Raw genomic sequence first — 15,955 nt, 5'->3', positions numbered from 1 at the left:
TGCGGCTACGGATCGGCAACCTTCTACGCGCGCTCGCGCTCGGGCTTGTATGCCCGGTGAAGAGCCACGATGCCGAGGCTGAGATTGCGCCAGGCCACCCGCTCCCAGCCCGCTCCCTGGATGATCCTCGCCAGGCCGGCCTGGTCGGGCCAGGCCCGGATCGACTCCGCCAGATACTCGTAGGAGTCGTCGTTGGACCCGAGGACCTTGGCGACCCGCGGCATCAGTTTCATCAGGTACCGCGAGTATACGAGGTCGAACGACCTGGGCGTCGGGTGCGAGAACTCCAGGATGACCAGGCGCGCGCCCGGCCTGGCCACCCGGTACATCTCGCGCAGCGCCCCGGCGGTGTCGTGCACGTTGCGCAGCGCCGTGGAGATCGTCACCGCGTCGAAGACGTCGTCGGCGAAGGGCAGCCGGAGCGCGTCCCCGGCGATGAAGCTGACCCCCCGGACGCCGCCGCCCCGGATGCCCGAGCCGCCCCGGCGCCGGACCCCGGTGCCCAGCATGCCGAGCGAGAAGTCCGAGGCGATCGCGCGGGCGCCCAGGGCGGTGAAGGAGTCGGTGGAGGTGCCGGTGCCCGCGCCGAGGTCGAGGACCAGCTCACCGGGCCCGGCGTCGACGGCCGCGGCGGCCGCCTTGCGCCAGAGCCGGACCTGCCCCAGTGAGATCACGTCGTTGACCAGGTCGTACCGCCGGGCCGTGCGATCGAACATCGCGGCGACCTCGTGCGGCTGCTTGTCCAGAGAAGCGCGCGTCATGGACCAAGACTAGGCCCGCGCGGACGATCCACGGAAAGTAGGCGACCGATCACCCTCCGCGTGCTAAATATTGTCAAATGTTTGCCAGCAGCGTCTCCGTGCCGGTCGTCTCCCTGGTCGTCCCCCTGGCCGCCCCTGCGGTCGCCGTCCCGGTCACCGCTCCGCACCTCCCCGCCGTTCCGTCCGCCGCCCCGGTCTCGGCCGCCGGCGGCGTCGGGCACGGCCGGGTCGTCTCGGCCGACCCGGTGGACACCACCCCGCACGTGCTCGACGGGATCGTCAACGCCCTGGCGCTGGTGGGCGGCACGGTGGTGGTCGGCGGCTCGTTCACCGGGGTGCGCGAGGCGGGCGGCTCCGCGACGTTCCGGCACCGCAACCTCTTCGCCTACGACCTGGCCACCGGCCGGGTGCTGCCCGGCTTCGCGCCGCAGCCCGACCGCCCGGTCCAGGCGCTCGCCGCGGGGGTGCACGGCACCGTCCACGCGGGCGGCCGGTTCACCTCCGCGGGCGGGAGGTGGGCGCGCGGACTGGTCCTGCTGCGGCTCTCCGACGGCTCGGCGGTGGCCCGTTTCGGCGCGCCGGTGCGGGGCGGCACGGTCACCTCCCTGGTCAGGTCGGGCCGCGCCCTGTACGCGGGCGGCGACTTCACCGCGGTCGGGGACGTCCCGCGTACCGCGCTGGCCAGGCTGGACGCCGTGACCGGCGTGGCCGATCCGGCGTTCACGGTCGAACCGGCCGCGCCCAGGGGCGGCCGCACCAGGGTGCACGCCCTGGCCCTGAGCCGCACCAGGCTGGCGGTGGCCGGCGACTTCGGCACGCTCGGCGGCCGGTCGCGTCCCCAGCTCGCCCTGGTCGACGTGACCGCCTCACCGGCCGCGGTCGCGCCCTGGCGGACCGACGCCTACCGGGGCAGGTGCCGGTCGGACTTCCCCGGCTACCTGCGGGGCCTGGACTTCTCCCCCGGCGGGGACCACCTCGCCGTCGTCACGACCGGCGGGCCCATGGGCCCGCGGACGATGTGCGACACCGCCGCGCGCTTCGAGACGGGCGCGGCCGGGCCGGTCCGGCCGACCTGGGTGAACCACACCGGCGGCGACTCGCTCTACGCGGTGGCCGCGACCGGGGCGGCCGTCTACGTCGGCGGGCACCAGCGCTGGCTGGACAATCCACGCGGACGCGACTCCGCGGGCCCCGGCGCGGTGGCGCGACCGGGGATCGGGGCGATCCATCCGCGCACCGGCAGGGCGCTGACATGGAACCCCACCCGTGATCCAGGAATCGGAGTCAAGGCATTCCTGGCCCATCGGGGTGGATTACTCGTTGGTAGTGACACAACCCGGCTTGGTCACGAGTACCATGCCCGAGTCGGCATGTTCCCGTTGCCGATCACTCCCGATTCTTAGCGATTCGCTCGCTCACCGCGTCCCTCTGCTTCGAGAGCAGGACGTAACTGGCCACCCCGCTGACCAGGAATGCGGCGACCAGCAGGACCAGGGGCTGGCGCAGGCCGAGGATATAGAGCACTCCCAGGCTCACGATCAGCAGGCCGGCCCGGGACGCGGTGTAAACGATGACGGGATGCACGCCATCGAGGTTACGCCACCCGTTCCTCCAGGCACGATCGTGGGCGGCCTGGCCGACACCCTTCGCATCGACTGCGAGCACTGCTAGTCTTCACAAGAGATCAGTTTCGTAAAGAAACACCCACGAGCGTCTCAAAAAGGCTCTATCATATAACAATCGGGCAGGCAGTCGATAACAACCCGTGATCTTTGTTGAAAACCACGGATAAATCAGGCTTCGCTCGGCACACTGGTTACCTGTCCGCCCGCTGGCAGGAAGCGGGATGCGAGGGGGAGAGATTGTGGAGAGTAGCAGCGAGCGTCTGCTGACGCCCGGAGAGGTTGCCGCCCTCTTTCGGGTCGACCCAAAGACGGTTACACGCTGGGCCGCGGCAGGCCGCATCAGCAGCATCCGTACCCCCGGAGGGCACCGGCGTTTCCGCGAGTCGGAAGTGCACGCCCTTCTGCGTGGAGAGGACGTCTTGACGGCCGAACGGCCGGCTGGCGAGTCCCCGCGCGTCTGACGACTTAGGACGTCACACCATCGGTGATCCTGCGCGCCCTACCCGGAAGCCGCAGGGTCACCGTGGAGTCGTCCGAGGCCTCACGCGACACCGGAAAACACCGGAAAACACCGAGAAACACCGCGAAAAAGCGAGCGGCATCGAACGGCATCGATCGACAACGACGGTGACCTCCCCCCTCACCGCGTCACGTCCGTGGAGCCACCCGGCGCCGCCCGGAGCGATCCTTCTCGTCCCCGCCCGCGGTCCCGGCCCGTTCAGGTGTCCTGTTCGCCTTCAGGTCTCCTGCTCGGCCTTGAAGGCCAGGAACTCCCGTTCGAGCTCGTCGTTCTCCTTCAGCCAGCGCCTGCGGCGATCGGCCCACTCCTCCTCGGTGAGCGACTCGGCCAGCCAGCGCTCGTAGTCGGGGTCCCCCGGGGACACCTCCACGTAGGCATTGCCGATCAGACGCCCGTCCTCGCTGGCCAGGGTCTGCGGTACACGCAATGTCCCGTCGGCGAGCCTGACGACGTACATCCCAGATCACCTAGATTCCGTAGCGCCGGTTGAAGAACAGCATGACGTCGAGCGCCATCCGCGTGTCCCCGCCGAGCATGTCGACCAGCGCGGGACGCTGACGGGAGACGATCGCGGCGAAGGCGTCCGCGAAGAACTCCTTGCGCCCCAGGTCACCGGACTGCAGGTGGAACCCCGAGGCCAGCATCGGGACGCACCGTTCGTAGAGGGCGGCGAACTCCGGGGAGTCGGAGACCCAGTCTCCGTACGGGGCGTCCACGTCGTCCAGGGCGTGTCCGACCTCGTGCATCATCACGTCGGGGGTGGGTGAGGGCCGGTCCCCCACCACGATCTTGCGGTCGCCGTACGCGCCGGCGCAGACGTCCCAGGTCGCCCGGCCCGAGGGGAGCGGGGCCCCGCGCAGGTAGCCCATGTCGTCCAGGTCGGGCACGCCGCCCGCGCCGATGTAGATCCCGTCCAGGCCGTCGGCCAGCTTCTCCTTGAGCGCCTCGGGCAACCTGGCCAGGCTCTCCACCGCCCGTACGACCTCCGGCGTCGGCACCTCGCGCCGCGAGTCCCACTGGCGGTGCAGGATGCGCTCCAGCCGCCCGCAGTGGCGCAGGCCGTCGCCCAGGCCCGGGGTGTCGGGGGAGTTGGGCTGCGCCCGGGGACGCTCGTCGTCGAGCTCGAAGTCCTTCCAGGTGTACTGCGGGCGGTCGACCACCGGTGCGGTGACCGTGCCCACCCGGCCCTCGGCCTCGCGAGGGACCTCACGCGGAGTCCCCCGCAGGGGACTCTCCGCACGCGGAGCCGGACTCCGCTGCCACCACCGCCGTCGATGGCGGCCCTTGTCGCCCGAATGTGCCATCGCACCCCCTGGGGAAGCGGCAACGCCTCTACGGTACGGGGTGCGCCCCCCGCCGGTCACCCGTAACCTCGGGCCGACCGCAGTGGTTCTCGCGATGGCTTACAGTTCGGGCATGCCCATGCTTGTCGGTCTGGCGATACTCGCCTTCTGGCTCTACTGCCTGTTCGACGTCATCACCACGCCGGACCAGGAGTCAAGGAACCTGCCCAAGCTGCTCTGGGCGGTCATCGTGGTGCTGATGCCGGTCGTCGGAGGGGTCTTCTGGCTCCTGCTCGGCCGTCCGACCGGCCCTCGGGCACCCCGATCACTGCCCCTGCAGGAGAGGCCCCCGCGCCCCGCGGCGCCCAAGGGCCCCGACGACGACCCCGACTTCCTCAAGGACCTCGACCGCAGGCTCCGCGACGAGGACTGAGGGGACCGTCGTCCCGGCCCGGCATCCGACCGGGTGCCGCGGCGGCCGGGGGTCGCGCCGCCGGACGGCCTGCCCCCGGCGACCGGGCTCAGCCGGGGACCTCGGCGTAGGAGTGCAGGCCCCCCAGGAAGATGTTCACCCCGACCAGGTTGAACAGCAGGCATCCGAAGGCGACGAGCTGAACGATCATGGCCGCCTTGCCCTTCCAGCCCGCGGTGGCCCTGGCGTGCAGGTAGGCCGCGTAGGCGATCCAGGTGATGAACGCCCAGATCTCCTTGGGGTCCCAGCCCCAGTAACGGCCCCACGCCTTGTCGGCCCAGAGCGCCCCGGCGATGACGGCGAAGGTCCAGATCGGGAAACCGATGACGATGGCCCGGTGCGCGACCCGCTCCAGGTCCGGCCGGGACGGCAGGCGGACCGAGCCGTCCTTCCTGACCAGGTAGAGGATGCCGGAGACGCCCGCCAGGATGAACAGCCCGCTGGCGATGATCGCCGCCGACACGTGGATCGCGATCCAGTAGGAGTTCAGCGCGGGCACCACCGGACCGGCCTGCACGTGCAGGTAGCGGACGGCGAAGCCGAGCCCGAGGGCGGCGGCGACCGCGACGAACGCGCCCAGGAAGCGGATCCGGTAGCGGAGCTGCATGAACAGGAACGCGCTCATCGCCGCGAAGCACATGGCGACCACGAACTCGTACATGTTGCCCCACGGCCAGCGGCCCACGGCCAGGCCGCGGGTGAGCAGGGAGGCGAGGTTGGCGGCCCAGCCGAGCCAGCTCAGCGCGACGCCCGCCGGTCCCGCCCACCTGGTCCAGGCGGGAGGCTCCCTGTCCGCCGGGCGGAGCGCCGGCTCGTCGTCCCGCGCGGGGACGGCCCCGTCCCGCGCGACGCCGGCCCCGACGACGCCGGCCCCGACGGCGGCGGGCACGGGGCGCGCGGCGCCGGCCGCCGTCCCCGCGGAGCGGCCGAAGGCCAGGTCGAGGGCGTAGGCGATCATTGCGAAGACGTAGAGCAGCACCGTCGCCAGGATGAGCTGGTCGCTCAACGTGGCGAGGCCGGTATCGACCTCAGCGGGCATCCTGCACTCCTGGGTTCGAAGGTCCTTGATCCGGACGTCCCCGGTCCGGACGTCCCGCGTCCGGTGGTTCCTCGTCCGCCGGTTCACGGACCGGTGATTTTCCGCCGGCCGGTCGCCCCGCCGGTGATTCCTCGTCCGGAGACTCCCCGTCCGAGGACTCCCCGTCCGAGGGCCTCGCGCCCGAGGGCTCCCCGTCCGGGACGCCCGTGTTCGTGGCGGCCGTGTCCGGGGAAGCCTGGGCCGGGGAAGCCGTGTCGAGGGAGGAGACGATCTCGGCGAACTCCTCACCGAAGTCGCCGCCCTCGGTACGGGTCAGGCCGCCCACCTCGACACGGTACGGGCCGCCGCCGTCCGTTCCGCCCTCCCCGCCCGGGGAGGCGTCGTGGACCCGTACCCACACCCGGCGGCGGCGGACGGTCAGGGTCAGCACGAGGCCGGCCACGGCGAGGACCGCGGAGACCAGGGCGGGCATCCTGCCCGGGTCGTAGGTGATCTGCAGGGCGATCCACTCCCTGACCCCGGTGAACTCGACCGAGCCGGCCCCGCCCGGCAGCGCGAGCCTCGCGCCGACCCGCAGCGGGTCGGCCTTCATCAGGAGCGGCTTCATCTTCTTCAGGCTCGCCGGGTCGAGCTCGTAGACCGACTGCGGCCGGCCGCTCCTCAGGCCGAGGTCACCGGCGAAGGCCCCGTACACCTGCGCGGTGGGGTTGGCGGCGCCGGGGAAGATCGAGACCCACTCCGAGCCCATCGGCACGGTCGTGGGCAGGAAGGCGACCAGCAGGCCGAGCTGCTCGGGGCGCGCGTCCGGGACCTTGATCACGCACTCGGAGGTGAAGGTGGCGGGCTGGGCGACCAGGCAGGCCACCGGCCCCTCGAAGGCGACCTGGCCCTTGCCGTCGGTGATCTTGAAGGTCGGCGCGTAACCGTGGTCGATCAGGTAGCTCAGCGTGCCGTTGACATCCAGCGGCTCGTTGACCTTCAGCAGGTGCTCGCGGCCGGCCGCCCCTGGGGCGTCCTCGACCCTGAGCCTGGCCGCGTAGTCGAGGGCCTGGCCGGCCTTCTCCCCCTTGGCGATGTAGGTCGCCTGGAAGTCCTCGACGGTGAAGGAGAACGGTTCCAGCGACTCGGCGCTCACCTGCTGGCCGGGCATGTACCGGTCGTAGGCGGCGACCGTGTTGGCGAACCCCTCGCCCTCCACGACCAGCACGTTCCCCCGGTAGCCGTACAGCGCACCGGCGCCGACCGCGACCAGCAGGCCGAGCAGGGCCACATGGAACAGCAGGTTGCCGCTCTCGCGCAGGTAGCCCTTCTCCGCGGCGACCCACCCCGGGCCGGTGGTCACCCGGAACCGCCGCGCGCGCAGCCGCCCGGCCACCTCGTCCGCGGTCAGACGCGACGAGAAGGAGGCGTGGTGCGGCAGCCTGCTCAGGTTGCGCGGCGCCGGAGGCGGCTTCTTGCGCAGTTCCCGCAGGTGGACCGCGGTGCGCGGGAGCACGCAGCCGATCAGGGAGACGAACAGCAGCAGGTAGATCGCGGCGAACCAGGGCGCCTGGAACACGTCGAACAGCCAGAACCGGTCCAGCCATCCGGCCAGCGCGGGGTCGTCGGCGAAGTACTGGGCGACCTTGGCGTCCGAGACGCCGCGCTGCGGCCAGATCGAGCCGGGCACCGAGGCCAGGGCGAACAGGAAGAGCAGGATCAGCGCGGTCCGCATGGAGGTGAGCGTCCGCCAGAACCAGCGCGCCCATCCCACGACGCCGAGCCCGGCCGGACGGCCCCGGTCTCCGCCGCCGGTCCGCGACGACCCGGTGGCGGTCCGGGCCCGTCCGCTCTGCCGATCCACGGCCTCCGTCATCGCCGGATCTCCCGTTCCCGAGCCGATGCGCTCCATCAGATCACCGGCTCGAATCCGCCGACCCAGCCCTGCATGGCCGCGACGAGCTGCTCCCAGAGCCCCGTGACGAGCAGCACCCCGACGGCGACCAGCATGACGCCGCCCACGCGCGTGATCAGTTGCGAGTGCCGCCGTACCGCCTTGAAGGTCCGCAGTGCCCTGCTGTAGGCCAGTCCCGCCGCCACGAACGGCAGGCCGAGACCGAGCGCGTACGCGAAGGCGAGCACGGCGCCACGGCCGGCGCTGCCCTCGTTCAGGCCCAGGGTGAGCACGACGGCGAGGGTGGGGCCGATGCAGGGGGTCCAGCCGAGACCGAAGACCACGCCGAGGAGGGGCGCCCCGGCCAGGCCCGCGGCCGGGACCCGGTGGATGCGGACGTCGCGCTGCAGGCCGGGGACGGCCCCCATGAAGGCCAGGCCGAGCACGATCGTGAGACCGCCGAGCACCCGGGTGATGATCCCCGCGTTCTCGAACAGCGCCGCGCCGAGCCCGCCGAAGAGCGCGCCTCCGGCCACGAAGACCGAGGCGAACCCCAGGACGAACAGCACGATCCCGGCCACCATGCGCCCTCGCCTGGGGTCGGCGCTCATGCCGGTCACGTACGACAGGTAGCCCGGCACCAGCGGCAGCACGCACGGCGACAGGAACGACACCAGCCCGGCCGCGACCGCTATCGGCAGCGCCAGGGCCAGGGAGCCGCCGGCGACGGTGCCCACGAGGTCAACGCTCATCGCCGACCTTGGTGACGGCGTTCAGCAGGTCGCTGTAGGTGACCGCGCCCAGGGCCCTGGCGGCGATGCGGCCCTGGCGGTCGATGATCAGCGTGGAGGGGATGGCCGCGGGCGGGACCGTGCCCTGGAACGAGAGCGCCACCTTGCCCGGCTGGTCGAAGATGCTCGGGTAGCCGGGCTCGTGACCGCGCTCGAACGCCAGGGCGTCGGCCTTGCGGTCCTTGAAGTCGATGCCGAGGAACACCACGCCGTCTGCCTTCTTCGCGGCGGAGATCTCCTTGAGCACCGGCGCCTCGGCCCGGCAGGGGGCGCACCAGGAGGCCCAGAAGTTGATCACCACGACCTTGCCGCGGTGGGCGGCCAGCGAGGCGGTGCCCCCGTCGAGGGTCTCGCCCTTCACCTCGGGGGCGACCTTGCGGTCGGCGGCCTGGAACATGGTGACCTTGCCGTCACCGGGGACGAAACGGGTGTCACCGGTCTGGGGTTGCGATCCCTGGTTTCCGGCGCACCCGGCCACGGCGACGAGCAGCGCGGCGGCGGCGAAGGATGTGGCGCGCATGGGTGACGGAGGCTCCCTGTACTACAACCGGTAGAGCGGTAACTCTACCGGCGGCCTCAGGCGCCCGGCACAGTGGGGCGTTTGACGAGCGCGGCGGCCGGTTCGCTGTATCCGACGCTGATCAGCCGGTCTCCCTCGAAGGAGAAGGTGGTGAGGCTGGCCAGCCCGCACTGCCTGCGGCGCGGGTCGTGCGGCAGGCGCCTGCCCTCGGCCGCGAGCCGGATGGTCCAGATCGGGAGCTGGTGGCTGACCATGATCGCCTCATGGCCGCGCGCCGCCCTGCGGGCCGCGACGATCGCGGCGCTCATGCGCCTGACCAGATGGGTGTAGCGCTCCCCCCACGAGGGGCGCAACGGGTTCCACAGGTAGCGGTAGAAGCGCGGGTTGCGGAAGAGGCCGTCCCCCCTGCCGAGGGAGAGGCCCTCGAAGATGTTCTCGGCCTCGATGAGCCGCTCGTCGATCGTGACGTCCAGCCGGAAGGCCTCGGCGAGCGGGACGGCGGTCTCCCGCGCGCGTTCCAGGGGGGAGGAGAAGATCGCGGTCACGTCGCGGCCGGCGACCGTCTTGGCGACCGTCTCGGCCATCTGCCTGCCGTTGTCGGACAGGTGGTAGTCGGGCAACCTGCCGTACAGGACGTTGTCGGGGTTGTGCACCTCGCCGTGGCGCAGGAGGTGGACGACGGTGGTCTCAGCCATGGTGCCGCCAGCCTACCGACAGGGACCGGGCCGGTGACAGGGCAGGTGGGCCCGCCGGGGCCGATGGAGCGGGGCGGACGGACGGGGCCCGCGGGACCGCGCGAGGCGCGGGGAACCCGTCAGGGTGACACCGGCGACACCGCCGGGAGCACCGTCGCGGGGGATCCCGGGGACCGTTCGGACGCCGGCGGCCCGCCCGGGGAGGCGGGGCACTGGAAGTCGGCGGCGACGACCTTCAACGCCTCGACCGCGGCGCGGATCGCCGGGCGTCGCGCGGCGTCGGTCCGCCACAGCGCGTAGATCCTGCGGGTGGGACGGGACCTGATCGGCACCACCCGCGCCCCCGCGGGGACGTAGTCGCGCCCCAGCCGGGGGATGATCGCGCAGCCCAGCCCGCCCGCGACGAGGGCCATCTGGGTGGGGCACTCGTCCGCCATGCAGGCGATGTCCGGCTCCAGCTCGGCCGAGCGGAGCGTGTGGACCAGCCAGTCGTGGCAGATGGTGCCGGGCGTGGAGCTGATCCACCGTTCTCCGTAGAGTTCGGCCAGCTCGATCTCGGCCCGGTCGGCCAGCGGGTGTGACGCGGGCAGGATCGCGTCGGCGATGTCGTCGAACAACGTCGCGCGGGAGAGCCCCTCGGGGATCGCCACCGGGCGGTTCATCCAGTCCTGTATCACCCCGAGGTCGAGCTCGCCCCTGCTCACCTCGCGGACCTGCCGCTCGGGCTCGCGCTCGGTGAGCTCCAGGCGCAGGTCCGGGTGACGGGTCTGCAGGAGGGTCAGCGCGGCGGGCATCAGCCCCCGGGCCGCCGTGGGGAACGCGCCGATGCTCAGCCGCCCCACGACCTGCCCGCGCAGCGCCTCGAAGTCGGCCTCTGCCGTCTCGACCAGCGCGAGGATGCGCTCGGCGTGGTCGGCCAGCAGTCCGGCCGCGTCGGTCAGCCGCACGCCGCGCCCGCTGCGTTCCAGCAGGGTCGCGCCGGTCTCCCGTTCCAGCTTGGCGAGCTGCTGGGAGACCGCGGAGGGGGTCACCATGAGCGCCTCGGCCGCCGCGCCCACCGAGCCGTAGACGGAGACCGCGTGCAGGGCCTTGAGACGGTTGAGATCCAGCATGTAGCAAGCCTAAACGACCCGAGCAAGAAATACTAACTTGTTCTGAAATGTCGTTATCAACCACTATGGGCGAATGCGTACCCGGCACATCCTCCTGGCCGTCGGCCTCACCCTCGTGTGGGGCCTCAACTTCGTGGTCATGGAGGTAGGGCTACGGCACTTCCCCCCGCTGTTCTTCGTGGCGGCCCGCTTCGCCCTGGCCGCCTTCCCGGCCCTGCTGTTCGTCGGCGGCCCCGGGGTGCCCTGGCGGAAGGTGCTCCTGGCCGGCGCCACACTCGGCGCCGGCCAGTACGCCCTGCTGCTGACGGGCATGCGGGCCGGCATGCCCGCCGGGCTGACCTCGCTCGTCGTCCAGGTTCAGGCGGTCTTCACCGCCGTGCTGGCCGTCACGCTGCTGGGGGAACGGTTCACCCGGCGGCGGATCGTCGGCATGGTGGTCGCGTTCGCCGGTCTGGCGCTGATCGCCACCGACCTGGGGCCAGGAGGCCCCGTCGGCGCGTTCCTGCTGGTGGTCGGCTCGGCGTTCTTCTGGAGCGTGGGGAACATCGTGGTCAGGAAGGCCTCGCCGCCCGACTCGCTGCGCTTCATGGTCTGGCTCAGCGCGGTCACCGCCCCCCCGATGCTGGCGTTCAGCCTGGCGGTGGAGGGGGTGCCCCGGCTGGAGTTCTCGGTGGAGGGCGGCCTCGCGCTGCTGTACGTGGCGTTCATCTCCACGCTCGCGGGCTTCGCCGTCTGGGGTTTCCTGCTCAAGCGCTACGACGCCTCGGTGGTCTCCCCGACCGCCCTGATGGTCCCGGTGTTCGGCATGTCGTCGGCGGCGCTGTTCATCGGCGAGCAGATCACCCCCTTCAGGCTCGCCGCGGGCGTCCTGATCATCTGCGGTGTCCTGTACGCCGGCACCCGCCCCCGCCGCACCCCCGCTCCGACGACCTCCACATCCCCGGCTCCGGCTTCCTCCGAGGGGGAAACGGGAGAGAATAAGGTGAGGGCAACGGAGATGATGTGAATGAACACACACGGTGACGGAGACGATGTTACGGTGACCGACGTGAGCGCCGCACTCGAGTACTGGCCCTCCCCTCCCCCGTGGGGATGGACCGCCGACGACCTCGATCGTCTTCCGCTGGAGGGACCGAACGGCGAGCCCGACTTCTTCAAGCACGTCGAACTCATCGATGGAGCCCTCGTCTTCATGTCCCCCCAGAAGCGCTTCCATGAGCGCATGCTGTTCGGCCTTCGGGTCGCCCTAAACGCTCAGGCCCCCGAGCACGTCACCGCCGTGATGGAGATGGACGTCAGGCTCGGGCACCGGATGCGCCCCTGCCCCGACGTCGTCGTCATCGACGCCGGGGCCGCCGAGGACGACGACCGGACGTTCTACACCCCCGACGAGGTGCACCTCGTCGTCGAGGTGGTCTCACCCGAGTCCGAGGACCGGGACCGCAAGACCAAGCCGTCCCGGTACGCCGAGGCGGGCATCGCGCACTTCTGGCGGGTGGAGAACAACGACGGCGCCCCGGTGGTCTACGTCTACGAGCTCGACCCCGCCACGCGCATGTACGCGCTCACCGGCATCCACCACGACCGGCTGACCGTGCCGGTGCCCTTCCCGATCACGATCGACCTCGGCGACCTGCCCGGGTAGGGTCCCGCCCGCGCCCCGCAGGTCGGGATCTCGGGGAGCCTCAGAGGACCTGGGCGGCGGCCTTGGCGGCGGCGGGCAGGGCCTCGGCGACACGGGAGAGGGCCTCGTCGTCGTGGGCCGACGACAGGAACCACGCCTCGTACGCCGACGGCGGCAGGTAGACGCCCTGGTCCAGCATGGAGTGGAAGAAGGCCCGGTAGGCGGCGGTGTCCTGGGTCTGGGCGGCCGCGAAGTCGGTGACCGGGTCCTCGGTGAAGAAGATCGAGAACAGGCTCCCGGCGCGCTGCAGCCGGTGCGGCACCCCGGCCGCGGCCAGGGCGTCGGCGGCGGCGCGGCCGATGACCAGGGCGGCGGCGTCGACCTGGTCGTAGACCCCCTCGTCGCAGGCGCGCAGGGTGGCAAGGCCCGCGGCGCAGGCCAGCGGGTTCCCCGACAGGGTGCCGGCCTGGTAGACCGGGCCCTCCGGCGCGAGGTGGGCCATCACGTCGGCGCGCCCGCCGAACGCGGCGGCGGGCAGGCCTCCGCCCATCACCTTGCCGAAGGTCATCAGGTCGGCCTCGACCGGGTCGAGCCCGTACCAGCCGGACTCCGACACGCGGAAGCCGGTGAGCACCTCGTCGACGATCAGCAGGGCGCCGTGCTCGGTGCACAGCTCGCGCAGCGTGGCGTTGAACCCGTCCAACGGCGGCACGACGCCCATGTTGGCCGGGCACGCCTCGGTGATCACGCAGGCGATGTCGGCGCCGAACGCGCGGAACGCCTCGGTGACCGCCTCGGTGGAGTTGTAGGGCAGCACCACGGTGTCCGCGGCCGAGGCGCCGGTCACGCCGGGGGTGTCGGGCAGGCCGAAGGTCACCACGCCGGAGCCCGCCGAGGCGAGCAGCGCGTCGACGTGGCCGTGGTAGCAGCCGGCGAACTTCACGATCCTGGAGCGGCCGGTGAAGCCGCGGGCCAGCCGTACGGCCGACATGGTGGCCTCGGTGCCGGAGCTGACGAGGCGGACCTTCTCCACCGGCTCGACCCTCGCGACGATCTCCTCGGCGAGCTCGACCTCGCCGGGGGTGGCCGTGCCGAACGAGGTGCCGTCGCGCAGCGCCTCCTGCAGCGCCTCGATCACCGCGGGGTGCCGGTGACCGAGGATCATCGGCCCCCAGGAGCAGACCAGGTCGACGTAGCGGTTGCCGTCCACGTCGGTGATGTAGGGGCCCTGGCCCGAGGTCATGAAGCGCGGCGTGCCGCCTACGGCGCCGAAGGCGCGGACCGGGGAGTTGACGCCTCCCGGGACGATCTCGCGGGCGCGGGCGAACAGGTCCTCGGAGTTCTCGGTACGGCTCACGTCCCCAAGCGTAGCCAGGGAAACGCCCGGTCCGTCCCCCGGGCGAGCCGCCCTCCCGGCGCGGGCCCCGCGGAATCCGTCCCACCGGGCGGACCACCGGTCCCGGTGCGGGACCCGCACGCACGGGACACCGGTCCCAGGACGACGGGACACCGCGTACGGAATCCTTCGGGGACAGCGGTGACGACACGTCCCGCCGGGCGGCCGAGGACCTGGCCGCCCGGCGTCCGCACCGTGGTCAACGGCGTCCTGGTCAACGGCACCCTGGCGGCGGTCGTCGGCGTGCTCCACTCCGAGCCGTCCCGGCTGATCGACACGCTGGCCGGTGGCCGTGACCCGGTGGCCGGGCTGGGCGGCTCCCCGTGACGGGTCCCGGGTGCCCGCTCAGTCGCAGACGTCGGCGAGCAGGTCCAGGACCCGGAGCGGGTCGGGCAGCGGGCCGCGGTCCGGCGGACGCAGCCAGGAGCCGGTCAGGCCGGTCGGCAGCAGCGAGGGCGGGGCCAGCACGTAGCTGTCACGGCAGTGCCAGCGCAGGCCGGGCATGTCGTCGATGACCGAGGGGCCGGCGTCCAGGGCGCAGGACCACCACTCGTCCTCGTCCTCGGAGGCGTTGCGGGTGGCCACGTAGAACAGGGCCCGGTCGCCGTTGACGGCGACCGGGCCCGGGACGACTCCGGCGGAGTCCATGGCCGCGAGGGTGGTGCGCCCCGCGGCGAGCGGTACGTCGAAGACGTCGAACACCCGCCCCGTCGGCAGGACCACGTTCGCCTCGGGGTCGTGCCGCCACCAGCCGGCCAGCAGCGCCGGGTCGGTGCTGGCCTCCATCTGCCAGGTCCGCGAGAGCGGGTGCGCGCCGGGATCGGGACAGCCGACGCGGTCACAGGAGCACGAGCGCGACCCCGCGGTCAGCGGCCGGGCGCCCAGGCAGCTCGCCCAGCCCAGGGCGGCGTACTCCAGCACGGAGTCGATCACCTGCCTCGGACGGCCGTGTCGTCTGCCTCGACGAACCAGCGGTACCCCGACCATCGCGTCCTCCGTCGTCCCGCATCCCGCGTGCCGTCCGGATGCGAGGACCTGTCCACACTCTGGTCAGTGGGGAACGTCAAACCGCCCAGGGTCTACGCCACCTGGGACACATCCGCACCGGTCATCGCACTCTAACGCACACGCTTCCTCCTCAGGTGGCGAACCTCCGGTTCTCGGCTCCCGGGCACGCGCCACCGGCCTCGCCGCGACCTCACCACCGGCGGTCCTGCCGCGACCGGGTGCGCGCCACCGGCTCAGCGCAGCTTCGCGGCCACCTCGGTCGCCCAGTAGCTGAGGATCAGGTCGGCGCCGGCCCTGCGGATCGCCACCAGCGACTCCATGATCGCCCGGTCCCGGTCGAGCCAGCCGTTCGCCGCGGCGGCCTCGACCATCGCGTACTCGCCGCTGACCTGGTACGCCGCCACCGGCACGTCCACGGCGTCGCGCACCTGGCGCAGGATGTCGAGGTAGGCCAGCGCGGGCTTGATCATGACGGCGTCGGCGCCCTCGGCGAGGTCCAGCCGCACCTCGCGCAGCGCCTCCCCGACGGGCCCGGCCGCGTCCTGCTGGTAGGCGTTGCGGTCCCCGGAGCGCGGGGCGCACTCGGCCGCCTCGCGGAAGGGGCCGTAGAACGCCGAGGCGTACTTGGCCGAGTAGGCCAGGATCGGGATCTGCTCGAAGCCGTCGCCGTCCAGCGCGGCGCGGATGGCCGCGACCTGCCCGTCCATCATGCCGCTCGGCGCGACGACCTGCGCCCCGGCCCGCGCCTGGGCGACGGCCGCGGCCGCGTAGCGCTCCAGGGTGGCGTCGTTGTCGACCTCGCCGCCGTCGGTCAGGATGCCGCAGTGCCCGTGGTCGGTGAACTCGTCCAGGCAGGTGTCGGCCATCACGACGAGCGCGTCGCCCACCTCGGAGACCAGGTCGGCGAGGGCGAGCTGCACGATGCCGTCGGGGTCGTCGGCCGCCGACCCGCGCGCGTCCTTCACCGCCGGGATGCCGAACAGGATCAGGCCGCCCACCCCGGCCTCGGCCGCCTCGCAGGCGGCCTTGCGCAGCGACTCGCGGGTGTGCTGGAACACCCCGGGCATCGAGCCGACCGGGTTCGGCTCGGTGATGCCCTCCTTGACGAACACCGGCAGCACCAGCTCCGCCGGGTGCAGGCGGGTGCCGGCGACCATCCGGCGCACGGGCGCGCTGCGGCGGAGCCTGCGCGGACGCGCGGCAGGGAACTGGGCCGTCATGGTGTCTCCCCCTCTT

Annotated in this window: 19 protein-coding genes; 6 read left to right on the top strand and 13 right to left on the bottom strand. The window is 72.2% G+C overall.

Annotated features, from left to right (window positions below; translation table 11 throughout):
* Nucleotides 1-23: 23 nt before the first annotated feature.
* On the bottom strand, nucleotides 24-761 hold the full coding sequence (locus AB0G16_RS08055) for a demethylmenaquinone methyltransferase (protein WP_362800464.1): 738 nt from the start codon (nucleotides 759-761) through the stop codon (nucleotides 24-26).
* 77 nt (nucleotides 762-838) lie between these two features.
* Here AB0G16_RS08055 and AB0G16_RS08050 point away from each other — a divergent pair, with 77 nt between their 5' ends.
* Nucleotides 839-2,164 (top strand): hypothetical protein, encoded by a 1,326-nt coding sequence (locus tag AB0G16_RS08050; protein WP_362800461.1) that lies wholly within the window; start codon nucleotides 839-841, stop codon nucleotides 2,162-2,164.
* Here the strand turns inward: AB0G16_RS08050 and AB0G16_RS08045 are convergent.
* Nucleotides 2,148-2,345: a DUF4229 domain-containing protein gene (locus AB0G16_RS08045; protein ID WP_362800458.1), complete on the bottom strand. Its 198-nt coding sequence runs from the start codon at nucleotides 2,343-2,345 to the stop codon at nucleotides 2,148-2,150. The two genes, AB0G16_RS08050 and AB0G16_RS08045, sit on opposite strands and share 17 nt — an antisense overlap.
* A gap of 262 nt (nucleotides 2,346-2,607) precedes the next feature.
* Between AB0G16_RS08045 and AB0G16_RS08040 the strand changes: the two genes are divergently transcribed.
* Nucleotides 2,608-2,847, top strand: coding sequence for a BldC family transcriptional regulator (locus tag AB0G16_RS08040; RefSeq protein WP_012887349.1), 240 nt, complete (start codon nucleotides 2,608-2,610; stop codon nucleotides 2,845-2,847).
* Nucleotides 2,848-3,123: 276 nt separating this feature from the next.
* Here AB0G16_RS08040 and AB0G16_RS08035 read toward each other — a convergent pair whose 3' ends face one another.
* Both AB0G16_RS08035 and AB0G16_RS08030 read right to left on the bottom strand, forming a co-directional pair.
* The gene (locus AB0G16_RS08035) at nucleotides 3,124-3,363 is read right to left on the bottom strand and encodes a hypothetical protein (RefSeq protein ID WP_362800455.1); all 240 of its coding nucleotides are present in this window, start codon (nucleotides 3,361-3,363) and stop codon (nucleotides 3,124-3,126) included.
* A 10-nt stretch (nucleotides 3,364-3,373) separates the two neighbouring features.
* Nucleotides 3,374-4,087, bottom strand: coding sequence for a hypothetical protein (locus tag AB0G16_RS08030; protein ID WP_362800453.1), 714 nt, complete (start codon nucleotides 4,085-4,087; stop codon nucleotides 3,374-3,376).
* 235 nt (nucleotides 4,088-4,322) lie between these two features.
* Here AB0G16_RS08030 and AB0G16_RS08025 point away from each other — a divergent pair, with 235 nt between their 5' ends.
* Nucleotides 4,323-4,622, top strand: a complete 300-nt coding sequence (locus tag AB0G16_RS08025; RefSeq protein WP_362800450.1) for a PLD nuclease N-terminal domain-containing protein — start codon at nucleotides 4,323-4,325, stop codon at nucleotides 4,620-4,622.
* An 88-nt stretch (nucleotides 4,623-4,710) separates the two neighbouring features.
* On the opposite strand, the gene ccsB is transcribed toward AB0G16_RS08025, so the two are convergent.
* From ccsB to AB0G16_RS07995, 6 genes are all read right to left on the bottom strand, one after another.
* The gene (gene ccsB, locus AB0G16_RS08020; RefSeq protein WP_362800447.1) at nucleotides 4,711-5,700 is read right to left on the bottom strand and encodes a c-type cytochrome biogenesis protein CcsB; all 990 of its coding nucleotides are present in this window, start codon (nucleotides 5,698-5,700) and stop codon (nucleotides 4,711-4,713) included.
* Nucleotides 5,690-7,555 (bottom strand): cytochrome c biogenesis protein ResB, encoded by a 1,866-nt coding sequence (locus tag AB0G16_RS08015; protein ID WP_362800445.1) that lies wholly within the window; start codon nucleotides 7,553-7,555, stop codon nucleotides 5,690-5,692. Before AB0G16_RS08015 ends, ccsB begins: the two co-directional genes overlap by 11 nt.
* Before the next feature lie 35 nt (nucleotides 7,556-7,590).
* Nucleotides 7,591-8,325: a cytochrome c biogenesis protein CcdA gene (locus AB0G16_RS08010; RefSeq protein ID WP_362800442.1), complete on the bottom strand. Its 735-nt coding sequence runs from the start codon at nucleotides 8,323-8,325 to the stop codon at nucleotides 7,591-7,593.
* Entirely contained in the window at nucleotides 8,315-8,884 is a 570-nt protein-coding gene (locus AB0G16_RS08005; protein WP_362800439.1) for a TlpA disulfide reductase family protein, read from the bottom strand. The genes AB0G16_RS08010 and AB0G16_RS08005 overlap by 11 nt, the downstream gene beginning before the upstream one ends.
* A 56-nt stretch (nucleotides 8,885-8,940) precedes the next feature.
* Nucleotides 8,941-9,579, bottom strand: coding sequence for a histidine phosphatase family protein (locus AB0G16_RS08000; RefSeq protein WP_362800436.1), 639 nt, complete (start codon nucleotides 9,577-9,579; stop codon nucleotides 8,941-8,943).
* 119 nt (nucleotides 9,580-9,698) lie between these two features.
* Nucleotides 9,699-10,691 (bottom strand): LysR family transcriptional regulator, encoded by a 993-nt coding sequence (locus AB0G16_RS07995; protein WP_362800433.1) that lies wholly within the window; start codon nucleotides 10,689-10,691, stop codon nucleotides 9,699-9,701.
* A gap of 73 nt (nucleotides 10,692-10,764) precedes the next feature.
* Here AB0G16_RS07995 and AB0G16_RS07990 point away from each other — a divergent pair, with 73 nt between their 5' ends.
* Together AB0G16_RS07990 and AB0G16_RS07985 are read left to right on the top strand one after the other, a co-directional pair.
* Nucleotides 10,765-11,697 carry an EamA family transporter gene (locus AB0G16_RS07990; protein ID WP_362800430.1) on the top strand — a complete coding sequence of 311 codons (933 nt, stop codon included), beginning with the start codon at nucleotides 10,765-10,767 and terminating at the stop codon, nucleotides 11,695-11,697.
* Nucleotides 11,698-11,739: 42 nt separating this feature from the next.
* Complete coding sequence (locus AB0G16_RS07985; protein ID WP_362800427.1) at nucleotides 11,740-12,336, top strand: Uma2 family endonuclease; 597 nt, start codon at nucleotides 11,740-11,742, stop codon at nucleotides 12,334-12,336.
* 40 nt (nucleotides 12,337-12,376) lie between these two features.
* On the opposite strand, the gene hemL is transcribed toward AB0G16_RS07985, so the two are convergent.
* The gene (gene hemL / locus AB0G16_RS07980; RefSeq protein ID WP_362800424.1) at nucleotides 12,377-13,672 is read right to left on the bottom strand and encodes a glutamate-1-semialdehyde 2,1-aminomutase; all 1,296 of its coding nucleotides are present in this window, start codon (nucleotides 13,670-13,672) and stop codon (nucleotides 12,377-12,379) included.
* 180 nt (nucleotides 13,673-13,852) lie between these two features.
* Between hemL and AB0G16_RS07975 the strand changes: the two genes are divergently transcribed.
* Nucleotides 13,853-14,038: a hypothetical protein gene (locus AB0G16_RS07975; RefSeq protein ID WP_362800421.1), complete on the top strand. Its 186-nt coding sequence runs from the start codon at nucleotides 13,853-13,855 to the stop codon at nucleotides 14,036-14,038.
* An 18-nt stretch (nucleotides 14,039-14,056) separates the two neighbouring features.
* On the opposite strand, the gene AB0G16_RS07970 is transcribed toward AB0G16_RS07975, so the two are convergent.
* Both AB0G16_RS07970 and hemB read right to left on the bottom strand, forming a co-directional pair.
* Entirely contained in the window at nucleotides 14,057-14,698 is a 642-nt protein-coding gene (locus tag AB0G16_RS07970; protein ID WP_362800418.1) for a bifunctional DNA primase/polymerase, read from the bottom strand.
* Nucleotides 14,699-14,952: 254 nt separating this feature from the next.
* The gene (gene hemB, locus AB0G16_RS07965) at nucleotides 14,953-15,939 is read right to left on the bottom strand and encodes a porphobilinogen synthase (RefSeq protein ID WP_362800415.1); all 987 of its coding nucleotides are present in this window, start codon (nucleotides 15,937-15,939) and stop codon (nucleotides 14,953-14,955) included.
* Nucleotides 15,940-15,955 lie beyond the last annotated feature (16 nt).

It is taken from the genome of Streptosporangium sp. NPDC023615 (assembly GCF_040640155.1).
Classification (GTDB): Bacteria; Actinomycetota; Actinomycetes; order Streptosporangiales; family Streptosporangiaceae; genus Streptosporangium.
This window is presented reverse-complemented; position numbering and strand designations above follow the sequence as displayed.